Raw genomic sequence first — 17,998 nt, forward strand, 5'->3', positions numbered from 1 at the left:
ATTTAGTACCAAGATTCTGAAGCAAAGGTAAGGAAAGAAGCATTAATAAAATCAGCAGTACCCAGTTAAAATTACGTTAAAGTGATGTTGTATTGCGGAGAATAAGCACAGAGGCAATATGCCGTCTGGAATTTTGTATCATAGTTGCTATAGCAAACATCTTTTTTAACATATTTTAATATTTCTATGCGCTTATCTTTGAGATAATTAAAGCCTGACAAAAACTTACATGATACCACTGAAGAAGATTTTCCCCGTCATCGTTATCCTGATCACTTTGTCCCTGCTCGGAATCATCTATATCCAGGTCAGCTGGATTATCAGCGCCGTGCATATCAAACAGGATCAGCTCTTCCAGCGCGCCGTGAGTATGTCAAGAGATGTATACAACGATATGATGTACCGCCGCCAGGCTGCTATCATGTTTAAGCTCGACAACAAGGAAGGAACCGCCACAAAAGGGTTTAACCTGGATATCAACCGCGTACCCCAATACAGCGTGCCCTCCGTTAGCGACTTCTTTACTGTGCAGGAAGTGAAACGGTGTATTCAGAACAATATGAGGAAAAATCACCTCGATAGCTCCAGCTTCGAATTTGCTATCATCGGCACCGTACCAGGATCAGAATTCGGTACCATCCGGATGCAGTCTGCCGGGTTCGAAAAGATGTTCCAGCAAAATGAAGCAGACAGCATCAAGGAAAAGAAAGACTACCGGGTACAGGTAATCCTGCTCTCGGAATCCAACGATTTTAATCCACGGGCGGAAAAGCTTTACATCATCATGCCCAACGATGATTCGGTAGCCAAACAATTAGGGATCATGATCTCGGGTGGCGTGCTGTTTACCATGATCATCATCACGGCATTTGCACTCACCATCCGCACCCTGCTGAACCAGAAAAAACTCTCGGAAATAAAATCGGACTTTATCAACAATATGACCCATGAACTGAAAACACCCCTGGCCACTATTTCCCTGGCCATCGATGCGATCAGGAATGAGAAAGTAATGTCAAAACCGGAAAAAATCCAGTATTTCTCCGGCATCATCAAAGAAGAAAATAAACGCATGAACAAACAGGTGGAAAGCATCCTGCAATCCGCCCTCCTGGAAAAAGACGAAATAGCGCTGAAGCTCCAGGCTACCGATGTGCATAACGTTATCCAGAGCACCGCCGATAACCTCCAGCTGCAGCTGGCCACCAAAAATGGCGTGGTAGATCTTCAGCTGGATGCCATCAACCCCATCATCATGGCAGACGATGTACACTTCTCCAATCTCATCTTCAACCTGATGGATAATGCCATCAAATATTCCAACGATCAGCTGGAGATAAGAATACAAACCTATAATACCCGCAAAAGCCTGTTCATCGTGATTGCCGACAATGGTATTGGTATGAGCCGCGATACTATTTCACGTATCTTTGAAAAGTTCTACCGCGCACATACCGGCAACGTGCATAACGTAAAAGGCTTCGGTCTCGGACTCACTTATGTAAAGGCCATTGTAGACGCGCATAAAGGAAAAATTAAAGTGGAAAGCGTAGTAGGTAAAGGAAGTAAATTTACCCTCGAGTTTCCGCAGGAACTGGATAAAGGATAAAGCATATGATACTGAGTGAAAAAGAAATACAGCATTTCAAGAATCCTATTGCAGTGCCGGGTATGGGCATCAGCATGCAGGAAAAACTGAAGGAAGCCCGCGTACTGGTAGTAGGCGCCGGCGGCCTCGGAAGCCCGGTGATACAATACCTCAGCGCCAGCGGAGTAGGCGTAATCGGCATCGCGGACTATGGTGTGATCAATGATGAAGACATGCACCGTCAGCCCATCTACCAGATGCAGGATATCCGCAAACACAAAGCAAAAATGGCTGCCAGCCGCCTCTGGGCAGTAAATCCATATACAAAACATTACCCCATTCTCATGCAGGTAAAACCCGACACCATCAATATGATGCTGGTAGGGTTCGATCTTGTGATAGACTGTACCCAGCATCTGCCTACCCACCTGGTGATCAACGATGCCTGCCTGGTACACAACAAACCTTACATCACCGGGGAAGTACATAACTGGATGGCCTGGTTCGCCGGCTTCAATATGCCCATGCCGGATGGTACCACCTCCGCTTCTTACCGTTGCGCATTGCCGCTCACAGAAGAATACCGCAATTTTGATGCAGGCGCCATTGGCGCTACCCATGGCGCCCTCGGCACCCAAATCGTTTGTGAAGTAGTGAAATACCTGATCGGTGTTCCTCTAGGCATCGCCGGTAAATTTTATGGCATCGATTACCTGCATAACCAAACCCAGGTACACGACCTGCAACCGGATACGGCAACGATAGAAAGCATCCGCGCAGCCGGAGTCCTCTCCGCAGAGGAATACGGCCTGGAAATCGTTCCGGATGTGGAGGATTAGTGCTGCCCGCCTTCGGCGGGGAAATTGTCCTGGAGCAGGATTACGCTGATTATGCTGATTTGCCTGATTTAAATTTGGAGATTTTTATAAATGATTAAGGGAGATATAAGCGAATAGATCCGCATATATCTCCCTTAATCATTTATAAAAATCCAAAACCCCCAAATCCCAAAAATCAAATCAGAAAAATCAGCATAATCAGCGTAATCCTGCTCCAGGACAATTTCCATCGCCGAAGGCGATCCCTCCGCTGCATTACACCTCCGACAGCACCGTTTTAGCCCCTATCTTCAGTTCATGCTTCACACCCAGTTTAAGCGAGTAGTTCGCCGCCTGGTGCCCGCTCGGGAAACCAAAACAAACAGGGAATTCGTAGTCTTTTACAAGGTTGCTGATAATTTCATATTCAGACTGTCCGAAAGGAGTATCCGTTTCCTTGCCATCTGTGAAGGCGCCCACCACCAGCCCGGCCAGTTTGTCGAGCCACCCGGCGCGTTTCAGGTTATACATCATCCGGTCTATGTTATACCGGTATTCACCGATATCTTCCAGCAGCAGGATCTTTCCTTTGGTATTGATTTGTGAAGGCGTACCCGAAAGGTTGGCCAGGATCGATAAATTACCGCCTACCAGTATCCCGGTGGTTTTCCCTTCCTTGTTCAGCGGATGCGCCGGCGCGGAATAGCGGTAAGCTTTCCCTCTCAGCGCTGCTGCCAGGCTTTCTGTATATTCATTATCAAACGTATCGGGCGTAATACCGCTGCACATCACAGAATGCAGCGTGGCAATGCCAAAGTGCCGCTGCACATGCGAGTGCAGGGTGGTAATATCACTGTAGCCGCAAAGCCATTTCGGCTGTTTCCGGAAACGGGTAAAATCCAGTTTATCAATGATACACACCATGCCGTAACCACCACGGCCAAATACAATTGCTTTTATCTCCGGATCATTCAGCATATCCTGCAATTCTTCCAGCCGCAGTTCATCCGGCGCAGAGAAATTATGAAAGCTGGTTCCTACAGTAATACCGAGGTGTACACGGTACCCCCAGGAAGTGAGCACGCCGCGTGCATACTCCGCTGCCTGCAGATCCATTTTGCTGCTGGAGCAGGTAATTCCGATCAGATCACCTTTTTTCAAATATGGCGGAATTTTTACCATTGTTCCTTTTGTTTACCTTTGCAGATTAGTTAGCGTAAATTCATTCTTTATTCGCTGACTAAGGTGATAAATTGTTATGGTGATTCCAAAAACAATCACTGATTTAAAGTTTATTTAAGCATTCTTTAAGAGAATATGGCAAAATTTAATAGATATTTAATAACTGCGGCATTACCGTATGCCAATGGCCCGGTGCACATCGGACACCTCGCCGGCTGCTACCTGCCTGCAGATATTTATGTACGTTATTTACGTGCAAAAAAGGCAGATGTAAAATTTGTTTGCGGCACAGATGAACACGGTGTTCCCATCACCATCAAAGCAATGAAGGAAGGCGTGAGCCCGCAGGATGTGGTAGATAAATACCATAAGATCATCGGCGACAGCTTTGCTGCAATGGGGATCTCTTTCGATATTTTTGCCCGCACCAGCGCTCCCATACACCACCAAACCTCGCAGGACTTTTTCCTGAAGATGTATAACGATGGCTTGTTTGAAGAAAAAGAAAGCGAACAGTTTTTTGATCCGGAGAAAGAAATGTTCCTGGCAGACAGGTATATTATCGGCACCTGTCCTAACTGTGGCAACGATAAAGCCTATGGCGACCAATGCGAACGCTGTGGCAGAACCCTGAGCCCCGATGAACTGATCAACCCGCATTCTGCACTGAGCAATGCACCACTGGTGAAAAAGAAAACCAAACACTGGTACATGCCGCTGCAGAACTACGAACCGTGGCTGAAAGAATATATCATTGATGGTCATAAAGAGTGGAAGAACAACGTATACGGTCAGTGCAAAAGCTGGCTGGATAGTGGCCTGCAAAGCCGCGCCATGACCCGCGACAGCAACTGGGGCATCAAAGTGCCGCTGCCTGATGCAGAAGGCAAAGTATTGTACGTATGGTTCGACGCACCCATCGGTTATATCTCCGCTACAAAGGAACTGACCGACAACTGGGCAGACTACTGGTGTAAAGACGATACCAAACTGGTGCACTTCATCGGTAAGGATAACATCGTTTTCCACTGTATCATCTTCCCGGCCATGCTCAAGGCACACGGCGGATTTGTATTGCCGGACAACGTACCTGCCAACGAATTCCTGAATATAGAAGGCGAAAAAGTATCCACCTCCCGTAACTGGGCCGTGTGGGTAAACGATTATATTGAGGACTTCCCCGATCAGCAGGATGTACTCCGTTATGTACTCTGCGCTACCGCACCGGAAACAAAAGACAACGACTTCACCTGGAAAGATTTCCAGGATCGTAATAACAGCGAGCTGGTGGCCGTTTTCGGTAACTTTGTAAACCGCGCGATGGTGCTCATGCATAAGCTGTGCGGTGGAAAAGTACCCCCGCTGCATCCTGCGTTCATGAACGACGGCGACACCGAGATACTGAAAGAGTTCGGCCTCGCAAAAGAGAAGATCGAAACCAGCCTCGAAACATACCGCTTCCGGGAAGCATTGTCTGAAGTGATTGAATTTGCCCGGAAAGGCAATCAATACCTCCAGAAGAATGAACCCTGGATCCTGGCCAGTGTGCTCGAAAAGCTGAAGAGTGGAGAACAGCACGCCAAATACCCGCAGTACGAAGAAAAGGACATCGCCTTTTTACAGGGACGGATCGATATTTGCCTGCACATCGCATTGCAGATGACGGCCAACCTGGCGATCTTCTCCCACCCGTTCCTGCCGTTTACGGCCAAAAAGATCTGCCACATGCTGAAAGTGGTGGACCGTATGCTGGATTGGGAAAACGCCGGTAGCGATAAACTGGTGAACGTAGGCTATTCCCTGCGTCCGCCGGAACTGCTGTTCAAACAGGTGGAAAATGAGCAGGTAACTGCCCAGGTGGAAAAACTCCATGCAGGTTTAAAACAGGCGATGGATGCCGCCGCGGCAGCTGCGCCCGCCGTGGAAGAAGCCCCGCCCGCCCCTGCAAAACCTGAAATTCAATACGACGATTTCGCAAAACTGGACCTGCGCGTAGGCACCATCCTGCAGGCAGAAAAAGTAGCCAAAGCCGATAAATTACTGAAACTGCTGGTAGACATAGGTACTGAACAACGTACCGTCGTTTCCGGTATCGCTATGCACTTCAACCCGGAAGACATTGTAGGCAAACAGGTAACACTGGTGGCCAACCTGGCCCCCCGTAAAATGCGCGGAATCGAAAGCCAGGGCATGATCCTCATGGCGGAAGACAAGGGTAAGCTCGTTTTCGTAAACCCTGCGGAGGCGATAACGCCGGGTAGCGGAGTGAGCTGAAATTAGCCAGGGTAGAGGGTTTCCAGATCAAGTCCACATCCCCTCCACGTCATCTCCATGTACACTCCACGGATACTCCGGGTGTAAAGCATGTGCAAAGCGAATGCGACGTAATGGCGAAGCCTTCATAAAGCCGATACAATTTGCGGATCGGAGTGTAGTTTGTCTTTCTCAGGATTAGGCTGATTATAATGACTGCCTTGATTTTACTTTTTTGATTCTAAAAGATTAGGGGAGACATAAGCGGATATTTTCGCTTATGTCTCCCCTAATCTTTTAGAATCAAAAGTGATCAAATCCCCTAAATCATTATAATCAGCCTAATCCTGAGAAAGACAAACTACGCTCCTCCAGCCAATTTTATCTCTCTTTACAAAAAAGTATTACAGAAATCGTGTGCCCCCTGATGATGGAACTCCAAAAAATGCTAAATTCAAGGATCGGTAAATTTAAGTTACAAATGCTGGAAGCTCCGCGTAATGAATAAAAAGCTGACAGCTAAAAGCCAAAGCAATGAGACACATCAACAAAGTAGCCGTTTTAGGTTCGGGGGTAATGGGATCAAGGATTGCCTGTCATTTTGCAGGAATAGGCGTACAGGTTTTACTGCTGGACATAGCGCCAAAGGAACTCAATGAGGCAGAAAAGAAAAAGAACCTGCCACTGGATAGTCCCGCTGTGAAAAACCGGATTGTGAACGACGCCCTGCAGGCCGCCATAAAATCCAACCCATCGCCCGTTTTTACCAAAGATGTGATCAAACGCATTAAAACAGGCAACTTTACGGATGATATGAAACGTCTCGCGGATGTGGACTGGATCATTGAAGTAGTAGTGGAAAACCTGGATGTGAAGAAAAGCGTGTTTACGCAGGTGGAACAATTCCGGAAACCCGGAACACTCATCACCTCCAACACCTCCGGCATCCCGATCCACCTCATGACAGAAGGCCGCAGCGAAGATTTCAAGAAACACTTCTGCGGTACCCACTTCTTTAACCCGCCCCGCTATCTCCGTTTACTCGAAATAATTCCAACACCACATACAGATCCCGCCGTCATCGATTTTCTCATGCACTACGGCGATCTTTTCCTCGGCAAAACAACCGTACTGTGTAAAGATACCCCGGCATTTATTGCCAACAGGGTAGGCGTGTTCTCTATCATGGCCATCTTTCACATTATGCAGGAAATGGGCCTGGGCATCGACGAAATTGATGCACTCACCGGTCCCGTAATCGGCCGCCCTAAATCAGCTACCTTCCGTACCGCCGATGTGGTAGGGATAGATACCCTGGTGAAAGTAGCCAAAGGCGTCATGGAAAACTGCCCGCAGGACGAGGCCATCGGTATCTTTAAAATACCTCCCTTCCTCCAGAAAGTGGTGGAAAACAACTGGCTCGGCGATAAAACCGGGCAGGGCTTCTACAAGAAAACCAAAGGAGACGGCGGCAGCAAGGAAATCCTTACACTGAACCTGCAGTCAATGGAATACGGACCCAAACAAAGAGCAAAGTTTGCAAGTATAGATGCAGCCAAACCTATCGAAGACCTGAAACAACGCATCAAAGCGCTGGCAGGAGCTTCCGACAAGGCCGGCGAATTCTACAAACAATTCCACGCATTCCTTTTCTCCTACGTATCGCACCGCATTCCTGAAATAGCAGACGACTTATATAAAGTAGACGACGCCATGAAAGCCGGCTTCGGATGGGAAATCGGGCCGTTTGAAACGTGGGACCTGCTCGGCGTGGAAGCATCCGTAAAACTCATCGAAGAAAAAGGACTCACCGTTGCCCAATGGGTAAAAGATATGCTGGCAAAAGGTATTACCAGCTTCTACAAAGTAGACAACGGCAAGAAATTATATTACGACGTAAGTACCCAAACCTACAAACCGTTACCAGGAGAAGGACAGTTCATTATCCTGGAAAACTTCTCCAATAATGTAGTCTGGAAAAACAGCGCCTGCAACCTGATTGATATCGGCGACGGCGTGGTGTGTTTCGACTGGAAAACAAAAATGAATACCATCGGCGGGGAAGTGCTGGAAGGATTGAATAAGGCGATAGACCGCGCTGAAAAAGACTTCCGCGGACTGGTAGTAGGCAACGAAGGCACCAACTTTTCCGCAGGCGCCAACGTGGGTATGATTTTCATGCTTGCAGCAGAACAGGAGTTTGATGAGCTGGACATGGCAGTACGCCTTTTCCAGCGCAGCACCATGCGCCTGCGTTATTCATCGGTACCCGTAGTGGTGGCGCCACACGCCCTCACATTGGGTGGTGGCTGCGAAATGTGTTTACACGCCGATAAAGTACAGGCAGCAGCCGAAACATATATCGGGCTGGTGGAACTGGGCGTAGGGCTTATCCCCGGCGGCGGCGGTACCAAGGAAATGACGCTCCGCGCCAGCCTGGAATACAAGGAAGGCCGCATCGAGGAAGAGCCCCTGAAAGATTACTTCATGACCGTAGCCACCGCAAAAGTGGCCACCTCCGGCTTTGAAGGATTTGATATGGGCGTGCTGAAGAAAGGACATGATGAAATTACCATGAACCTCAGCCGCCTTATTGCCGACGCCAAACGCAGCGTAATAGCATTGGCAGATGAAGGATATACCCGCCCCGTGGAAAGAACAGATATCAAAGTGATGGGTCGCGGCGCACTGGGTGCCTTACTGGCAGGCGTATACGCCATGAAGTTTGGTAACTATATTTCAGAACATGATCAGAAAGTTGCAAATAAACTCGCTTATGTGATGTGCGGTGGCGATCTTACAGAAGCCTCCTTTGTAAGCGAACAATACCTGCTGGATCTCGAAAGGGAAGCCTTCCTGAGTTTATGCGGTGAACGCAAAACGCTGGAACGCTTACAAAGCGTGATTAAAACGGGCAAACCCGTACGAAATTAGAAACTGTTATTTTAATGTATGGGAAATGTAGTGAAGATTAGCCATAAGATCATTCGCTGCATTTCCCTTTTTATTTTCATTCTTTAGATTTACTCCCGTGCCAATTCTATCCTTACAAAACATTTCCAAAAAATACGGAACGGTGCAGGCATTGTCAGGTGTTTCCTTTGATGTGCCGGCCGGTAGCGTGTTCGGCGTATTGGGGCCTAACGGCAGCGGCAAAACAACCCTGCTCGGCATTGTAACCGATGTACTCAAAGCAGATACCGGCAGCTTCACCCTTTTTGATAAAGCGCCTTCCGCCGCGGAACGCCGGCAAATAGGTACTTTGCTGGAAACGCCCAACTTCTATCATTATCTCAGCGCATACAAAAACCTGGAAATCTCCGCTGCTATCAAACAGCGCGGGAAAGACGACATCGCAAGAGTACTGGAGATCTGTGGCCTCACACAACGCCAGCACTCGGCCTTTAAAACGTATTCACTTGGCATGAAGCAACGGCTGGCCATTGCCGCCGTTTTACTCGGCGACCCCGATGTACTCATCCTGGACGAGCCTACCAATGGCCTCGATCCCTCCGGTATCGCGGAAGTGCGGGAGCTGGTGCGTAAACTGGCAGACAGCGGCAAAACCATTATCCTCGCCAGCCACCTGCTCGATGAAGTGGAAAAGGTATGCACACACGTGGCTATTTTGAGAAGCGGGCAGTTATTGCTGTCAGGCCCGGTACACACGGTGATCAGTCGCAACGATTTTGTGGAACTCTCCGCAGCAGACAACACGCAGTTACAGGCGGCCATGCTCCGGTATCCCGGTTGCACCGGCGCCGAAATACAGGGCAACATCGTGAGGGCTTTTTTCGCTGAATCTCCCGATGCGGCAACTATCAACAGTTACTGTGCCCAGCAGGGCATCTGGCTCAGCTACCTGCAACTCCGTAAGAAAAGTCTCGAAACCGCATTCCTGGAAATCACCAATATCGCCGCATCATGAAACAGATTATCTATACCGAATGGCTCAAAGTAAGGAACTACCGCACCTTTTGGGTAATGCTCCTGCTGGCGCTGGTGATTATTCCCGCAGGCAATTTCATGGTGGCCGACAAACTCAGCGGAAACCTGGAACAGATAAGCAAAATGCTTGGCAACCCCTTCAGCTTCCCGGACGTATGGCTCACAATGGCTTCGCTGAACAGCTATATCTCCGCGCTGTTCGGACTACTCCTGATTATCCTGGTCACCAATGAATATACGTACCGTACCAACCGCCAGAACGTAATCGACGGCTGGGAAAGAAGCCAGTTTGTATACGCCAAATTATTCTGGCTGGTGGCTATTTCCGTGCTTACATTGGTGGTGGCTACTATCAGCGGCGCCCTGGTGGGAATCATTTATGGCAACAAACCCTTCAGCCTGGAAGGATATCATTACATGCTGTACTACTTCCTGCAGTTTAATGTGATGCTTACCATCGCCCTGCTGATAGGTGTGTTGGTGAAACGGGCGGGGCTGGCCATCGTGCTTTTTGTGGCTTACAATATGATGCTGGATCAGCTGTTGTCGTTTATCGTAAAAAGAAATGCCGGAGCTATTGGCGGCCTGCTGCCGCTGCAGAGCGGCGACGAGCTGCTGCCATTTCCACTGGTGGGTAAAATGGTATCCACCGGCGATCAGTACGAAGCCTATGTGTATGTAACAGCCATGATAGCCTATATCGCATTGGGCATCTACCTGGTTTTCAGGAAAATATTAAAATCCGATCTGTAGAAATATCCATATATTTCACATTCTTTTAAAGCGAAATGTTTGGCAGAGAGCTTAAATTTGTTGAGCAAAGAAAAAAGGCGAACTATGGCAAAACAAGAGCGGGTTATACTGGTAACAAACGACGACGGCATCACGGCGCCGGGCATCCGGGCGCTGATAGAAGCAGTGAAGCCTTTGGGTAAAGTAGTGGTGGTAGCGCCGGATAGTCCGCAGTCGGGCAAAGGACACGCCATTACCATCGGAGTTCCTTTGCGTTTGGAAAAGGTGGATATCTTTGAAGGAATAGAAGCCTGGCAGTGCTCCGGTACACCGGTGGACTGTGTAAAGCTGGCCCGCGATAAAATCCTGCATGGTAAACCGGATATCTGCGTGAGCGGGATCAATCATGGCGCCAATCATTCTATCAACGTGATTTATTCCGGCACTATGTCGGCCGCCATGGAAGCGGCCATAGAAGGCATTCCTTCCGTAGGCTTCTCGTTCCTGGAATACAGCTATGATGCTGATTTTTCGCTGCCCAAAAAAGTAGCGCACAATGTTACCAAAAGAATGCTGGAATCCGATCTGCCACCTGGTACCCTGTTCAACGTAAATATTCCGATAGTGGATGAAAAGAATTTCAGGGGACTGAAAATCAGCCGGCAGGCAGATGCCAAATGGGTGGAAGAATTTGATGAACGCCGCGACCCGCACGGTAAAAAATACTACTGGCTCACAGGAGAATTTAAAAACCGCGATAACGGACAGGATACAGATGTGTGGGCACTGGAAAATAATTACGCCTCTATTGTACCGGTGCAGTTTGATCTCACAAATTATTCATTGAAAAAGAAGCTGGAAGAAGATTGGAAAGACCTGTAAACATTCGTTATATCGCCATCATAATTACAGTATGTTAAAAAAAGACAATCTTCCGTTAGGAATTTTACTGGGGTTTTTAACACCCCTGTTTGCGTTTTTCCTGTATTACTTTTTTGTTATCAAGCCACATAACAACGTGGGACTGGGACAGTTCCTCGGTATCCTGAAAGACAATAAACAAATGATTCCGAAGCTCACCAGCATCTGCCTGTTACTAAACGGACTGGTGTTTTTCCTGTATACAAGAAAACGGCTGGATATCACTGCCAAAGGCATTTTCCTGATGACCATGCTGTATGCCATTGGCATATTATTACTCAAACTGATCAGATAATTTTTAATCAAAGAATATTGAAATATTACATTATTGCAGGAGAAGCGTCAGGTGATTTGCATGGCAGCAATCTTGTAAAACAAATAAGACAGTTAGATACGTCTGCGGATATACGTAGCTGGGGAGGCGACCTGATGGAAGCCGCCGGCGCCCATGTGGTAAAGCATTACAAAGAACTGGCCTTTATGGGTTTTGTGGAAGTGGTGATGAACCTCCGCACTATTTTAAAGAATATAGAAATTTGTAAGAAAGATATCGCTGCCTTTAAACCGGATGTACTGGTGCTGGTAGATTATCCCGGCTTTAACATGCGCATCGCCGAATGGGGCAAACAACAGGGATTTAAAATAGTGTATTATATTTCCCCGCAGGTATGGGCCTGGAAAGAGAACAGGGTGAAAAAACTCCGGCAGTATGTAGATAAAATGTTGTGCATCCTCCCGTTTGAACCCGAGTTTTATCATAAATGGAATTATGAAACGGAATACGTAGGACATCCTTTGGTGGAAGTAATTAAAGCTGCCAAAGAACAGCCTGCTGATGCGCCGTTATCAGATAAACCCGTGATCGCCGTATTACCGGGCAGCCGTAAGCAGGAAGTGAGCGTAAAGCTGCCTATCATGCTCACTATGGCGAAACACTTTCCGCAATACCAGTTTGTAGTGGCGCAGGCCCCCAGCCTGGACGATCATTTCCTGGAAAGCCTTACCGGTCAGCATCCCAACGTGTCGATGGTAAAAGGACAAACCTATAAGTTACTGCGTCAGGCAAAAGCCGCATTGGTAACGTCCGGAACAGCCACGCTGGAAACAGCTTTGTTTGGAGTACCGGAAGTAGTGTGCTATAAAGGAAATCCTATTTCGTACTTCTTTGCCAAACATCTCATCAAAGTAAAATATATCTCCCTGGTAAACCTGGTGATGGATAAACTGGTAGTGAAAGAATTGATTCAGCACGACCTCACAGAAGAAAACCTGTTGAAGGAATTAAACTCGTTACTGAATAATGAAGCCGCCAGAAGCCGCGTGATGAAAGACTATGCAGAGCTGTGGCATAAGCTGGGAGAAAAGGATGCTTCCCGCCGCGCAGCAGAAGTGATCTACGAATACGCCATCGCCTAGTGACGCCTGATCAGCCTGATCACCATGATAATAATGGCGATTATAAAAAGTAACAAAGAAATTCTGTTCATCCCATGCATCATCGCCACGTAACGTGTTTTTGGTGCATTGGGATCCTTCTTACCGATATACAGATACCTCAATATTTGTTGCCAGATACTTTTCATCTCCCAAAGATCGTAAATCAGTGCTATTTTTGGTCCTTCTGAAAAAATAGGACATGAAATATTTACTGTTAACAGTGGGACTTTTTTTTACCTTGTTTACCAATGGAATAGCACAGAACAACCCTATGCTTACCGGCTGGGAATTTTCCCGCGTGGATGAAGGCATCTGGCGGCCGGCCACCGTACCCGGAACGGTTCACACCGATTTGCTGGCACAGCATTTAATCCCCGATCCTTTTGTGGGAACCAATGAAAAAGCTGTACAGTGGGTAGATAAGAAAGACTGGCAATACCGGAAAAGATGGCACATCAAAAAACAGGAACTAAATGCAGAGGTGATAGAACTGGAGTTTAAAGGTTTGGATACCTATGCAGATGTGTATCTCAATAACCATTTAATACTACAGTCGGCAAACATGTTTGTTTCGCATACGGTCAGCGTAAAAGAATGGCTGGTAGCGGGCGACAACGAACTGCGCATCCTGTTTAAAAGTCCCATCAAAACAGACATGCCCAAATTTTTGCAGGACAGCATCATCTATCCTGCCGGTAACGATGCCAGCGATATTCCACTCAGTATTTATGCACGTAAAGCGCCCTATCACTACGGCTGGGATTGGGGCCCACGGCTGGTTACGTCCGGTATCTACCGTCCCGTTGTGTTGCGGAGCTGGAATAAAGCGGTGATCCGCGATGTATACTGGCAACAGCTGCAACTGGATTCCACGAAAGCAGACATGCAGGCGGAAGTGACCATTGAAGCCGCTGCCGCGGGAGAATATACCTTACAGGTGCTGCCCGCAAAATCTACCCCTGAACTGGCAAAATTACCGGTAAGCCTGCAGGCGGGCATCAATGTAATAAAAGTACCCTTCTCTATAAAAAAGCCCGTACTGTGGTGGCCTGCCGGGATAGGCACTCCTTTCTGTTACGAACTGCAGGCCAACCTGCTCAGCAATAAAAAGGTAGTGGCTACTCAAAGCAGTAAGATTGGGTTACGCACTATTGAAGTAGTGAATAAACCCGACAGCCTCGGGGAATCGTTTTATGTAAAAGTAAACGGCCGCCCCGTGTTTATGAAAGGCGCCAACTATATTCCCCAGGATAATTTCCTGCCGCGCGTAACTAAAGAAAAACAGGAAAAGCTGTTTGACGATATGGTGACTTCCAACTTTAACATGGTGCGCGTATGGGGCGGAGGTATTTATGAAGATGATAATTTTTACAGGCTGGCAGATCAGCACGGGATCCTGGTTTGGCAGGACTTTATGTTTGCCTGTACCCTTTATCCTTCCGATCCGGCGTTCCTGGAAAATGTAAAAACGGAAGCCGCAGATAATATAAAACGTTTGCGCAATCATCCTTCGCTGGCGCTGTGGTGCGGAAATAATGAAGTAGCGGTAGCCATTAAAAACTGGGGCTGGCAAAGCGGTTACGCCTATACGAATACCCAGTGGGAAAGTTTGCAGCAGGGGTATGATAAATTGTTTAAAGAAGTGTTGCCACAACAGGTAGCCGCTTATCAGCCGGGCGCTTTCTATTTTCATTCTTCCCCCATCAGCAACTGGGGCAAGCCGGAAGATTTTACCAAAGGAGATAATCACTACTGGGGCGTATGGCATGGCATGGAATGGTTTGAAGCATTTAATACACATGTGCCACGGTTCATGAGTGAATATGGTTTCCAGTCCTTCCCATCTATGGAAACGATCCGCACGTTTGCTGCGAAAGAAGACTATGATATCTTTTCCAATGTGATGCAGGCACACCAGAAAAGTCCGGCTAAAGGAAATACAGCCATCAAAACATACATGCTGCATTACTACCGTGAGCCGAAAGACTTTCCCTCTTTTGTTTATCTCAGCCAGGTGTTACAGGCAGAAGGCATGAAAGTAGCCATAGAAGCCCATCGCAGGGCCATGCCTTATTGCATGGGCACCCTCTACTGGCAGCTGAACGACTGCTGGCCGGGTGCCTCCTGGTCGGGCCGGGATTACGACGGCCGCTGGAAAGCGTTGCAGTATTATGTAAAGGACGCATTCAGGCCACGGCTGGTATCCAGCGTCATTGAAAACGGACAGCTGTGTACCTACCTCGTAACAGACGAATACCAGGGCAAAGCCGATCTTCTGATGAAAGCAGTGGATCTGAACGGTAAGGTGATCTGGCAGAAAGAATTAACGGATATCTCTGTAAAAGCAAATACCAGTGAAAAATTACACGCCATCGATACCGCTGCTGTTTTACAGGGAAATAACCCGGCAAGGGTAATATTCTATGCGCAACTGCGAATAGACAGTAAGGATATGGAGCGGAATATCTTTTACTTTGCTCCGGCGAAGGATATGAACCTGGAAGTACCACACCTGGATGTGGTAACCAGCAAGGTAGCCAAAGATAAAGGCGTTGTTTATATCCGCGTGAAAACAGACAAGCTGGCAAGAAATGTTTACCTGTCGCTGGACAAGGCCACTGCAACCGATCATTTTGAAGATAATTACTTTGATCTGTTGCCGGGAGAAACCCGGACCATCCGGTTGCAGACAGGCCAACTGCCCGAGCTTATACACCAGGCATTGAAAGTAACTACTTTAGTATCGTCTTATAAAAACTGACAATGAAAAAGAAATACCTGATTTTATTGGGATTTGCGTTGCTGGGCTTTAATGGCCTCCACGCACAGAATGAAGAACCTCCTTATGTACCTGAAACAGATCAGGCGGTGGTAAAGAAGCTGGACGAGTGGCAGGACTGGAAATTTGGGATGATCATGCACTGGGGCCCCTATTCCCAATGGGGCGTGGTGGAATCCTGGAGCATTTGCCCGGAAGATGAAGGCTGGACGCAGCGTAAGCCGGCAGGTATTCCCTATTACGATTACCTGAAAAAGTATGAGGCACTGGGGAAAACTTTTAACCCTGTTCACTTCAACCCGGAAAAGTGGGCGAAAGCCGCAAAGGACGCCGGGATGAAGTACCTGGTGTTTACCACCAAGCACCACGATGGCTTTTGTATGTTTGATACCAAACAAACCGACTACAAGATAACCGCCGCTGATGGCGCTTTCAGCAAGAACCCGCGCGCCAACCTGGCGAAGGAAGTATTCCAGGCTTTCCGTGAGGAAGGTATACACGCAGGGGCTTACTTTTCCAAGCCCGACTGGCACACTGAATACTACTGGTGGAGCTATTTCCCGCCCAAGGACCGTAACCCGAACTACGACCTGAAGAAATATCCGGAAAGATGGAACCAGTTCAAACAATACACCTATAACCAGATTGAAGAGCTGATGACCGGTTACGGTAAACTGGATATCCTCTGGCTGGATGGCGGCTGGGTGCGCCCGTTGAAGCAACAAACAAAGGAATCCCTCTCCTGGAGCCAAACGGCTCCGCAGGATCAGGATATAGATATGGGCAAAATTGCCACGATGGCCCGCAGCCACCAACCCGGACTGATTGTAGTGGATCGCAGTGTACACGGCCCATACGAAAACTACCGCACCCCTGAACAGCAGATTCCTGATAAGCCGCTCAGCTATCCCTGGGAAACCTGCATGACAATGGGCAGCTCCTGGTCGTACGTACCGGACGATAAATACAAATCCGTAAATGTGCTGATCCACAACCTGGTGGATATTGTGGCCAAAGGCGGCAACTACCTGCTGAATGTGGCCCCCGGCCCTGATGGCGAGCTGCATAACGATGCCTACACCACCATGAAGCATATCGGTGAATGGATTCATATTAACGGGGACGCTATTTATGGCACCCGTGCGGTGGCTCCTTACAAAGACGGGAAAGTGTGTTTCACCCGTAAAAAGGATGGCAGCGTATATGCGATCTATCTGTTGGATCAGAATGAGAAATTGCCTGCAGTAATTTCATTTAAAGGATTAACGCCGGTGAAAGGCGCCCGTTTACAGGTGCTGGGAACCAATAATAAGCTGGTGTGGAAAACTACGGCCGCCGGGGTAGAAGTGCAGATTCCCGCATCTATCCGTGATAAAGGATTTGAGCATGCAATAGCTATTAAAATACCGGCTGTGGAAAAGCTGTGATTGTAGTGTGAATTAATGTGAATTAGTGTTGATAAATAAAAAAAAGAGATGGACGCTTACCCGCGGTCATCTCTTTTTTGTTTTATAGTCAAACTGATCACAAATGGTAGCTATATGAACAGAAACCCAAAAGTCTTGCTTGTTGACGATGATAAGGCATTCGGCGGTATCGTCAAACAGCACCTGGAGCAGGCCGGCTACAGTGTGGAGCATTGTTTCGACGGCGTAGATGCCTGGAACCTTTATTCGAGGTCCAAGTATGACATTTGTCTTATCGACATCGTTCTTCCGAAAATGAATGGATTTGAGCTGGCAAAGGAAATCCGGAATGTTACGATGCTGACGCCCATCTTTTTCCTGTCGGCTGAAAAGACGGAAGAAACAGACCGTATCAGCGGATTTCAGCTGGGAGGGGATGGTTACCTCGTAAAGCCATTCAGTTTTGAGGAACTCGTAAAAAGAATGAAGGTGATCCTGAAGTGGACCCGTCCCAACAGAACAGAGTTGCTGGTAGGGCATACGGTAGCCAATTACACCTTCCATTACCGGAAGCTCAAAATCTTTGAAACCAGCAGTAAACTGGCCAAAGGAAGAATTTCTCCCATTGAAGCAAAAATGCTGCGTTATTTCCTCAGCCGGCCTAATATCATCGTACAAAAAGACGAGGTACTGCTGCGGGTTTGGGGAAAAGAAGATTTTTACGCAAGTCGCAGTATGGACGTATTTATTGGCCGTGTGCGCCGGTTACTCAAACTGGTACCCCGTGTAGAGCTGGAAACCGTTTACAACGTAGGTCTCCGGCTGAATGTGCCGGAAGACATCCTGCCGGTGAAGATCACCGTACCCATCCACTGATTTACATTTTTCTTTCCCGCCGAATAATCAACCTCCCCATCCTTTCCGGTTTTATCGC

The 17,998-nt window shown here is 47.8% G+C and carries 14 protein-coding genes; 12 read left to right on the top strand and 2 right to left on the bottom strand.

From position 1 onward, the window contains the following. Positions 1-229 precede the first annotated feature (229 nt). Entirely contained in the window at positions 230-1,609 is a 1,380-nt protein-coding gene (locus tag PV783_RS06875; protein ID WP_227024409.1) for a sensor histidine kinase, read from the top strand. 5 nt (positions 1,610-1,614) lie between these two features. Continuing rightward, positions 1,615-2,427, top strand: a complete 813-nt coding sequence (locus PV783_RS06880; RefSeq protein ID WP_420987501.1) for a HesA/MoeB/ThiF family protein — start codon at positions 1,615-1,617, stop codon at positions 2,425-2,427. Between the two features lie 255 nt (positions 2,428-2,682). Here the strand turns inward: PV783_RS06880 and PV783_RS06885 are convergent, their stop codons facing one another. Next, positions 2,683-3,567: a S66 peptidase family protein gene (locus tag PV783_RS06885; RefSeq protein WP_420987502.1), complete on the bottom strand. Its 885-nt coding sequence runs from the start codon at positions 3,565-3,567 to the stop codon at positions 2,683-2,685. A 156-nt stretch (positions 3,568-3,723) separates the two neighbouring features. Between PV783_RS06885 and metG the strand changes: the two genes are divergently transcribed. From metG to lpxB, 7 genes are all read left to right on the top strand, one after another. Further along, complete coding sequence (gene metG, locus PV783_RS06890; RefSeq protein ID WP_420987503.1) at positions 3,724-5,862, top strand: methionine--tRNA ligase; 2,139 nt, start codon at positions 3,724-3,726, stop codon at positions 5,860-5,862. A 513-nt stretch (positions 5,863-6,375) separates the two neighbouring features. After that, positions 6,376-8,775, top strand: a complete 2,400-nt coding sequence (locus PV783_RS06895) for a 3-hydroxyacyl-CoA dehydrogenase/enoyl-CoA hydratase family protein (protein WP_420987504.1) — start codon at positions 6,376-6,378, stop codon at positions 8,773-8,775. Positions 8,776-8,917: 142 nt separating this feature from the next. After that, on the top strand, positions 8,918-9,769 hold the full coding sequence (locus PV783_RS06900; protein WP_420987505.1) for an ABC transporter ATP-binding protein: 852 nt from the start codon (positions 8,918-8,920) through the stop codon (positions 9,767-9,769). Continuing rightward, positions 9,766-10,542 (top strand): ABC transporter permease, encoded by a 777-nt coding sequence (locus tag PV783_RS06905; protein ID WP_420987506.1) that lies wholly within the window; start codon positions 9,766-9,768, stop codon positions 10,540-10,542. The genes PV783_RS06900 and PV783_RS06905 overlap by 4 nt, the downstream gene beginning before the upstream one ends. 84 nt (positions 10,543-10,626) lie before the next feature. Next, complete coding sequence (gene surE / locus PV783_RS06910) at positions 10,627-11,403, top strand: 5'/3'-nucleotidase SurE (protein WP_079469451.1); 777 nt, start codon at positions 10,627-10,629, stop codon at positions 11,401-11,403. Positions 11,404-11,434: 31 nt separating this feature from the next. Further along, positions 11,435-11,737, top strand: coding sequence for a hypothetical protein (locus tag PV783_RS06915; RefSeq protein ID WP_079469450.1), 303 nt, complete (start codon positions 11,435-11,437; stop codon positions 11,735-11,737). Between the two features lie 17 nt (positions 11,738-11,754). After that, positions 11,755-12,858, top strand: coding sequence for a lipid-A-disaccharide synthase (gene lpxB / locus PV783_RS06920; protein ID WP_336387457.1), 1,104 nt, complete (start codon positions 11,755-11,757; stop codon positions 12,856-12,858). Here lpxB and PV783_RS06925 read toward each other — a convergent pair. Then, on the bottom strand, positions 12,855-13,025 hold the full coding sequence (locus tag PV783_RS06925) for a DUF6728 family protein (protein ID WP_310007521.1): 171 nt from the start codon (positions 13,023-13,025) through the stop codon (positions 12,855-12,857). The genes lpxB and PV783_RS06925 overlap by 4 nt on opposite strands. 53 nt (positions 13,026-13,078) lie before the next feature. Between PV783_RS06925 and PV783_RS06930 the strand changes: the two genes are divergently transcribed. The 3 genes from PV783_RS06930 to PV783_RS06940 all read left to right on the top strand — a co-directional run bounded on the left by PV783_RS06930 (position 13,079) and on the right by PV783_RS06940 (position 17,940). Continuing rightward, entirely contained in the window at positions 13,079-15,640 is a 2,562-nt protein-coding gene (locus tag PV783_RS06930) for a beta-mannosidase (protein ID WP_235015908.1), read from the top strand. Positions 15,641-15,642: 2 nt separating this feature from the next. Continuing rightward, positions 15,643-17,085, top strand: a complete 1,443-nt coding sequence (locus PV783_RS06935; RefSeq protein ID WP_111576753.1) for an alpha-L-fucosidase — start codon at positions 15,643-15,645, stop codon at positions 17,083-17,085. A gap of 114 nt (positions 17,086-17,199) precedes the next feature. Then, positions 17,200-17,940 carry a response regulator transcription factor gene (locus PV783_RS06940; protein ID WP_159454272.1) on the top strand — a complete coding sequence of 247 codons (741 nt, stop codon included), beginning with the start codon at positions 17,200-17,202 and terminating at the stop codon, positions 17,938-17,940. Positions 17,941-17,998 lie beyond the last annotated feature (58 nt).

The organism is Chitinophaga sp. CC14, from assembly GCF_048957795.1.
Lineage (GTDB): Bacteria > Bacteroidota > Bacteroidia > Chitinophagales > Chitinophagaceae > Chitinophaga > Chitinophaga ginsengisegetis.

Bases quoted from the DNA above. Each gene is read 5' to 3' on its own strand.
- PV783_RS06875 (WP_227024409.1), top strand. From the start codon at position 230: ATGATACCACTGAAGAAGATTTTCCCCGTCATCGTTATCCTGATCACT.
- PV783_RS06880 (WP_420987501.1), top strand. From the start codon at position 1,615: ATGATACTGAGTGAAAAAGAAATACAGCATTTCAAGAATCCTATTGCA.
- metG (WP_420987503.1), top strand. From the start codon at position 3,724: ATGGCAAAATTTAATAGATATTTAATAACTGCGGCATTACCGTATGCC.
- PV783_RS06895 (WP_420987504.1), top strand. From the start codon at position 6,376: ATGAGACACATCAACAAAGTAGCCGTTTTAGGTTCGGGGGTAATGGGA.
- PV783_RS06905 (WP_420987506.1), top strand. From the start codon at position 9,766: ATGAAACAGATTATCTATACCGAATGGCTCAAAGTAAGGAACTACCGC.
- surE (WP_079469451.1), top strand. From the start codon at position 10,627: ATGGCAAAACAAGAGCGGGTTATACTGGTAACAAACGACGACGGCATC.
- PV783_RS06915 (WP_079469450.1), top strand. From the start codon at position 11,435: ATGTTAAAAAAAGACAATCTTCCGTTAGGAATTTTACTGGGGTTTTTA.
- PV783_RS06925 (WP_310007521.1), bottom strand. From the start codon at position 13,025: ATGAAAAGTATCTGGCAACAAATATTGAGGTATCTGTATATCGGTAAG.
- PV783_RS06930 (WP_235015908.1), top strand. From the start codon at position 13,079: ATGAAATATTTACTGTTAACAGTGGGACTTTTTTTTACCTTGTTTACC.
- PV783_RS06935 (WP_111576753.1), top strand. From the start codon at position 15,643: ATGAAAAAGAAATACCTGATTTTATTGGGATTTGCGTTGCTGGGCTTT.
- PV783_RS06940 (WP_159454272.1), top strand. From the start codon at position 17,200: ATGAACAGAAACCCAAAAGTCTTGCTTGTTGACGATGATAAGGCATTC.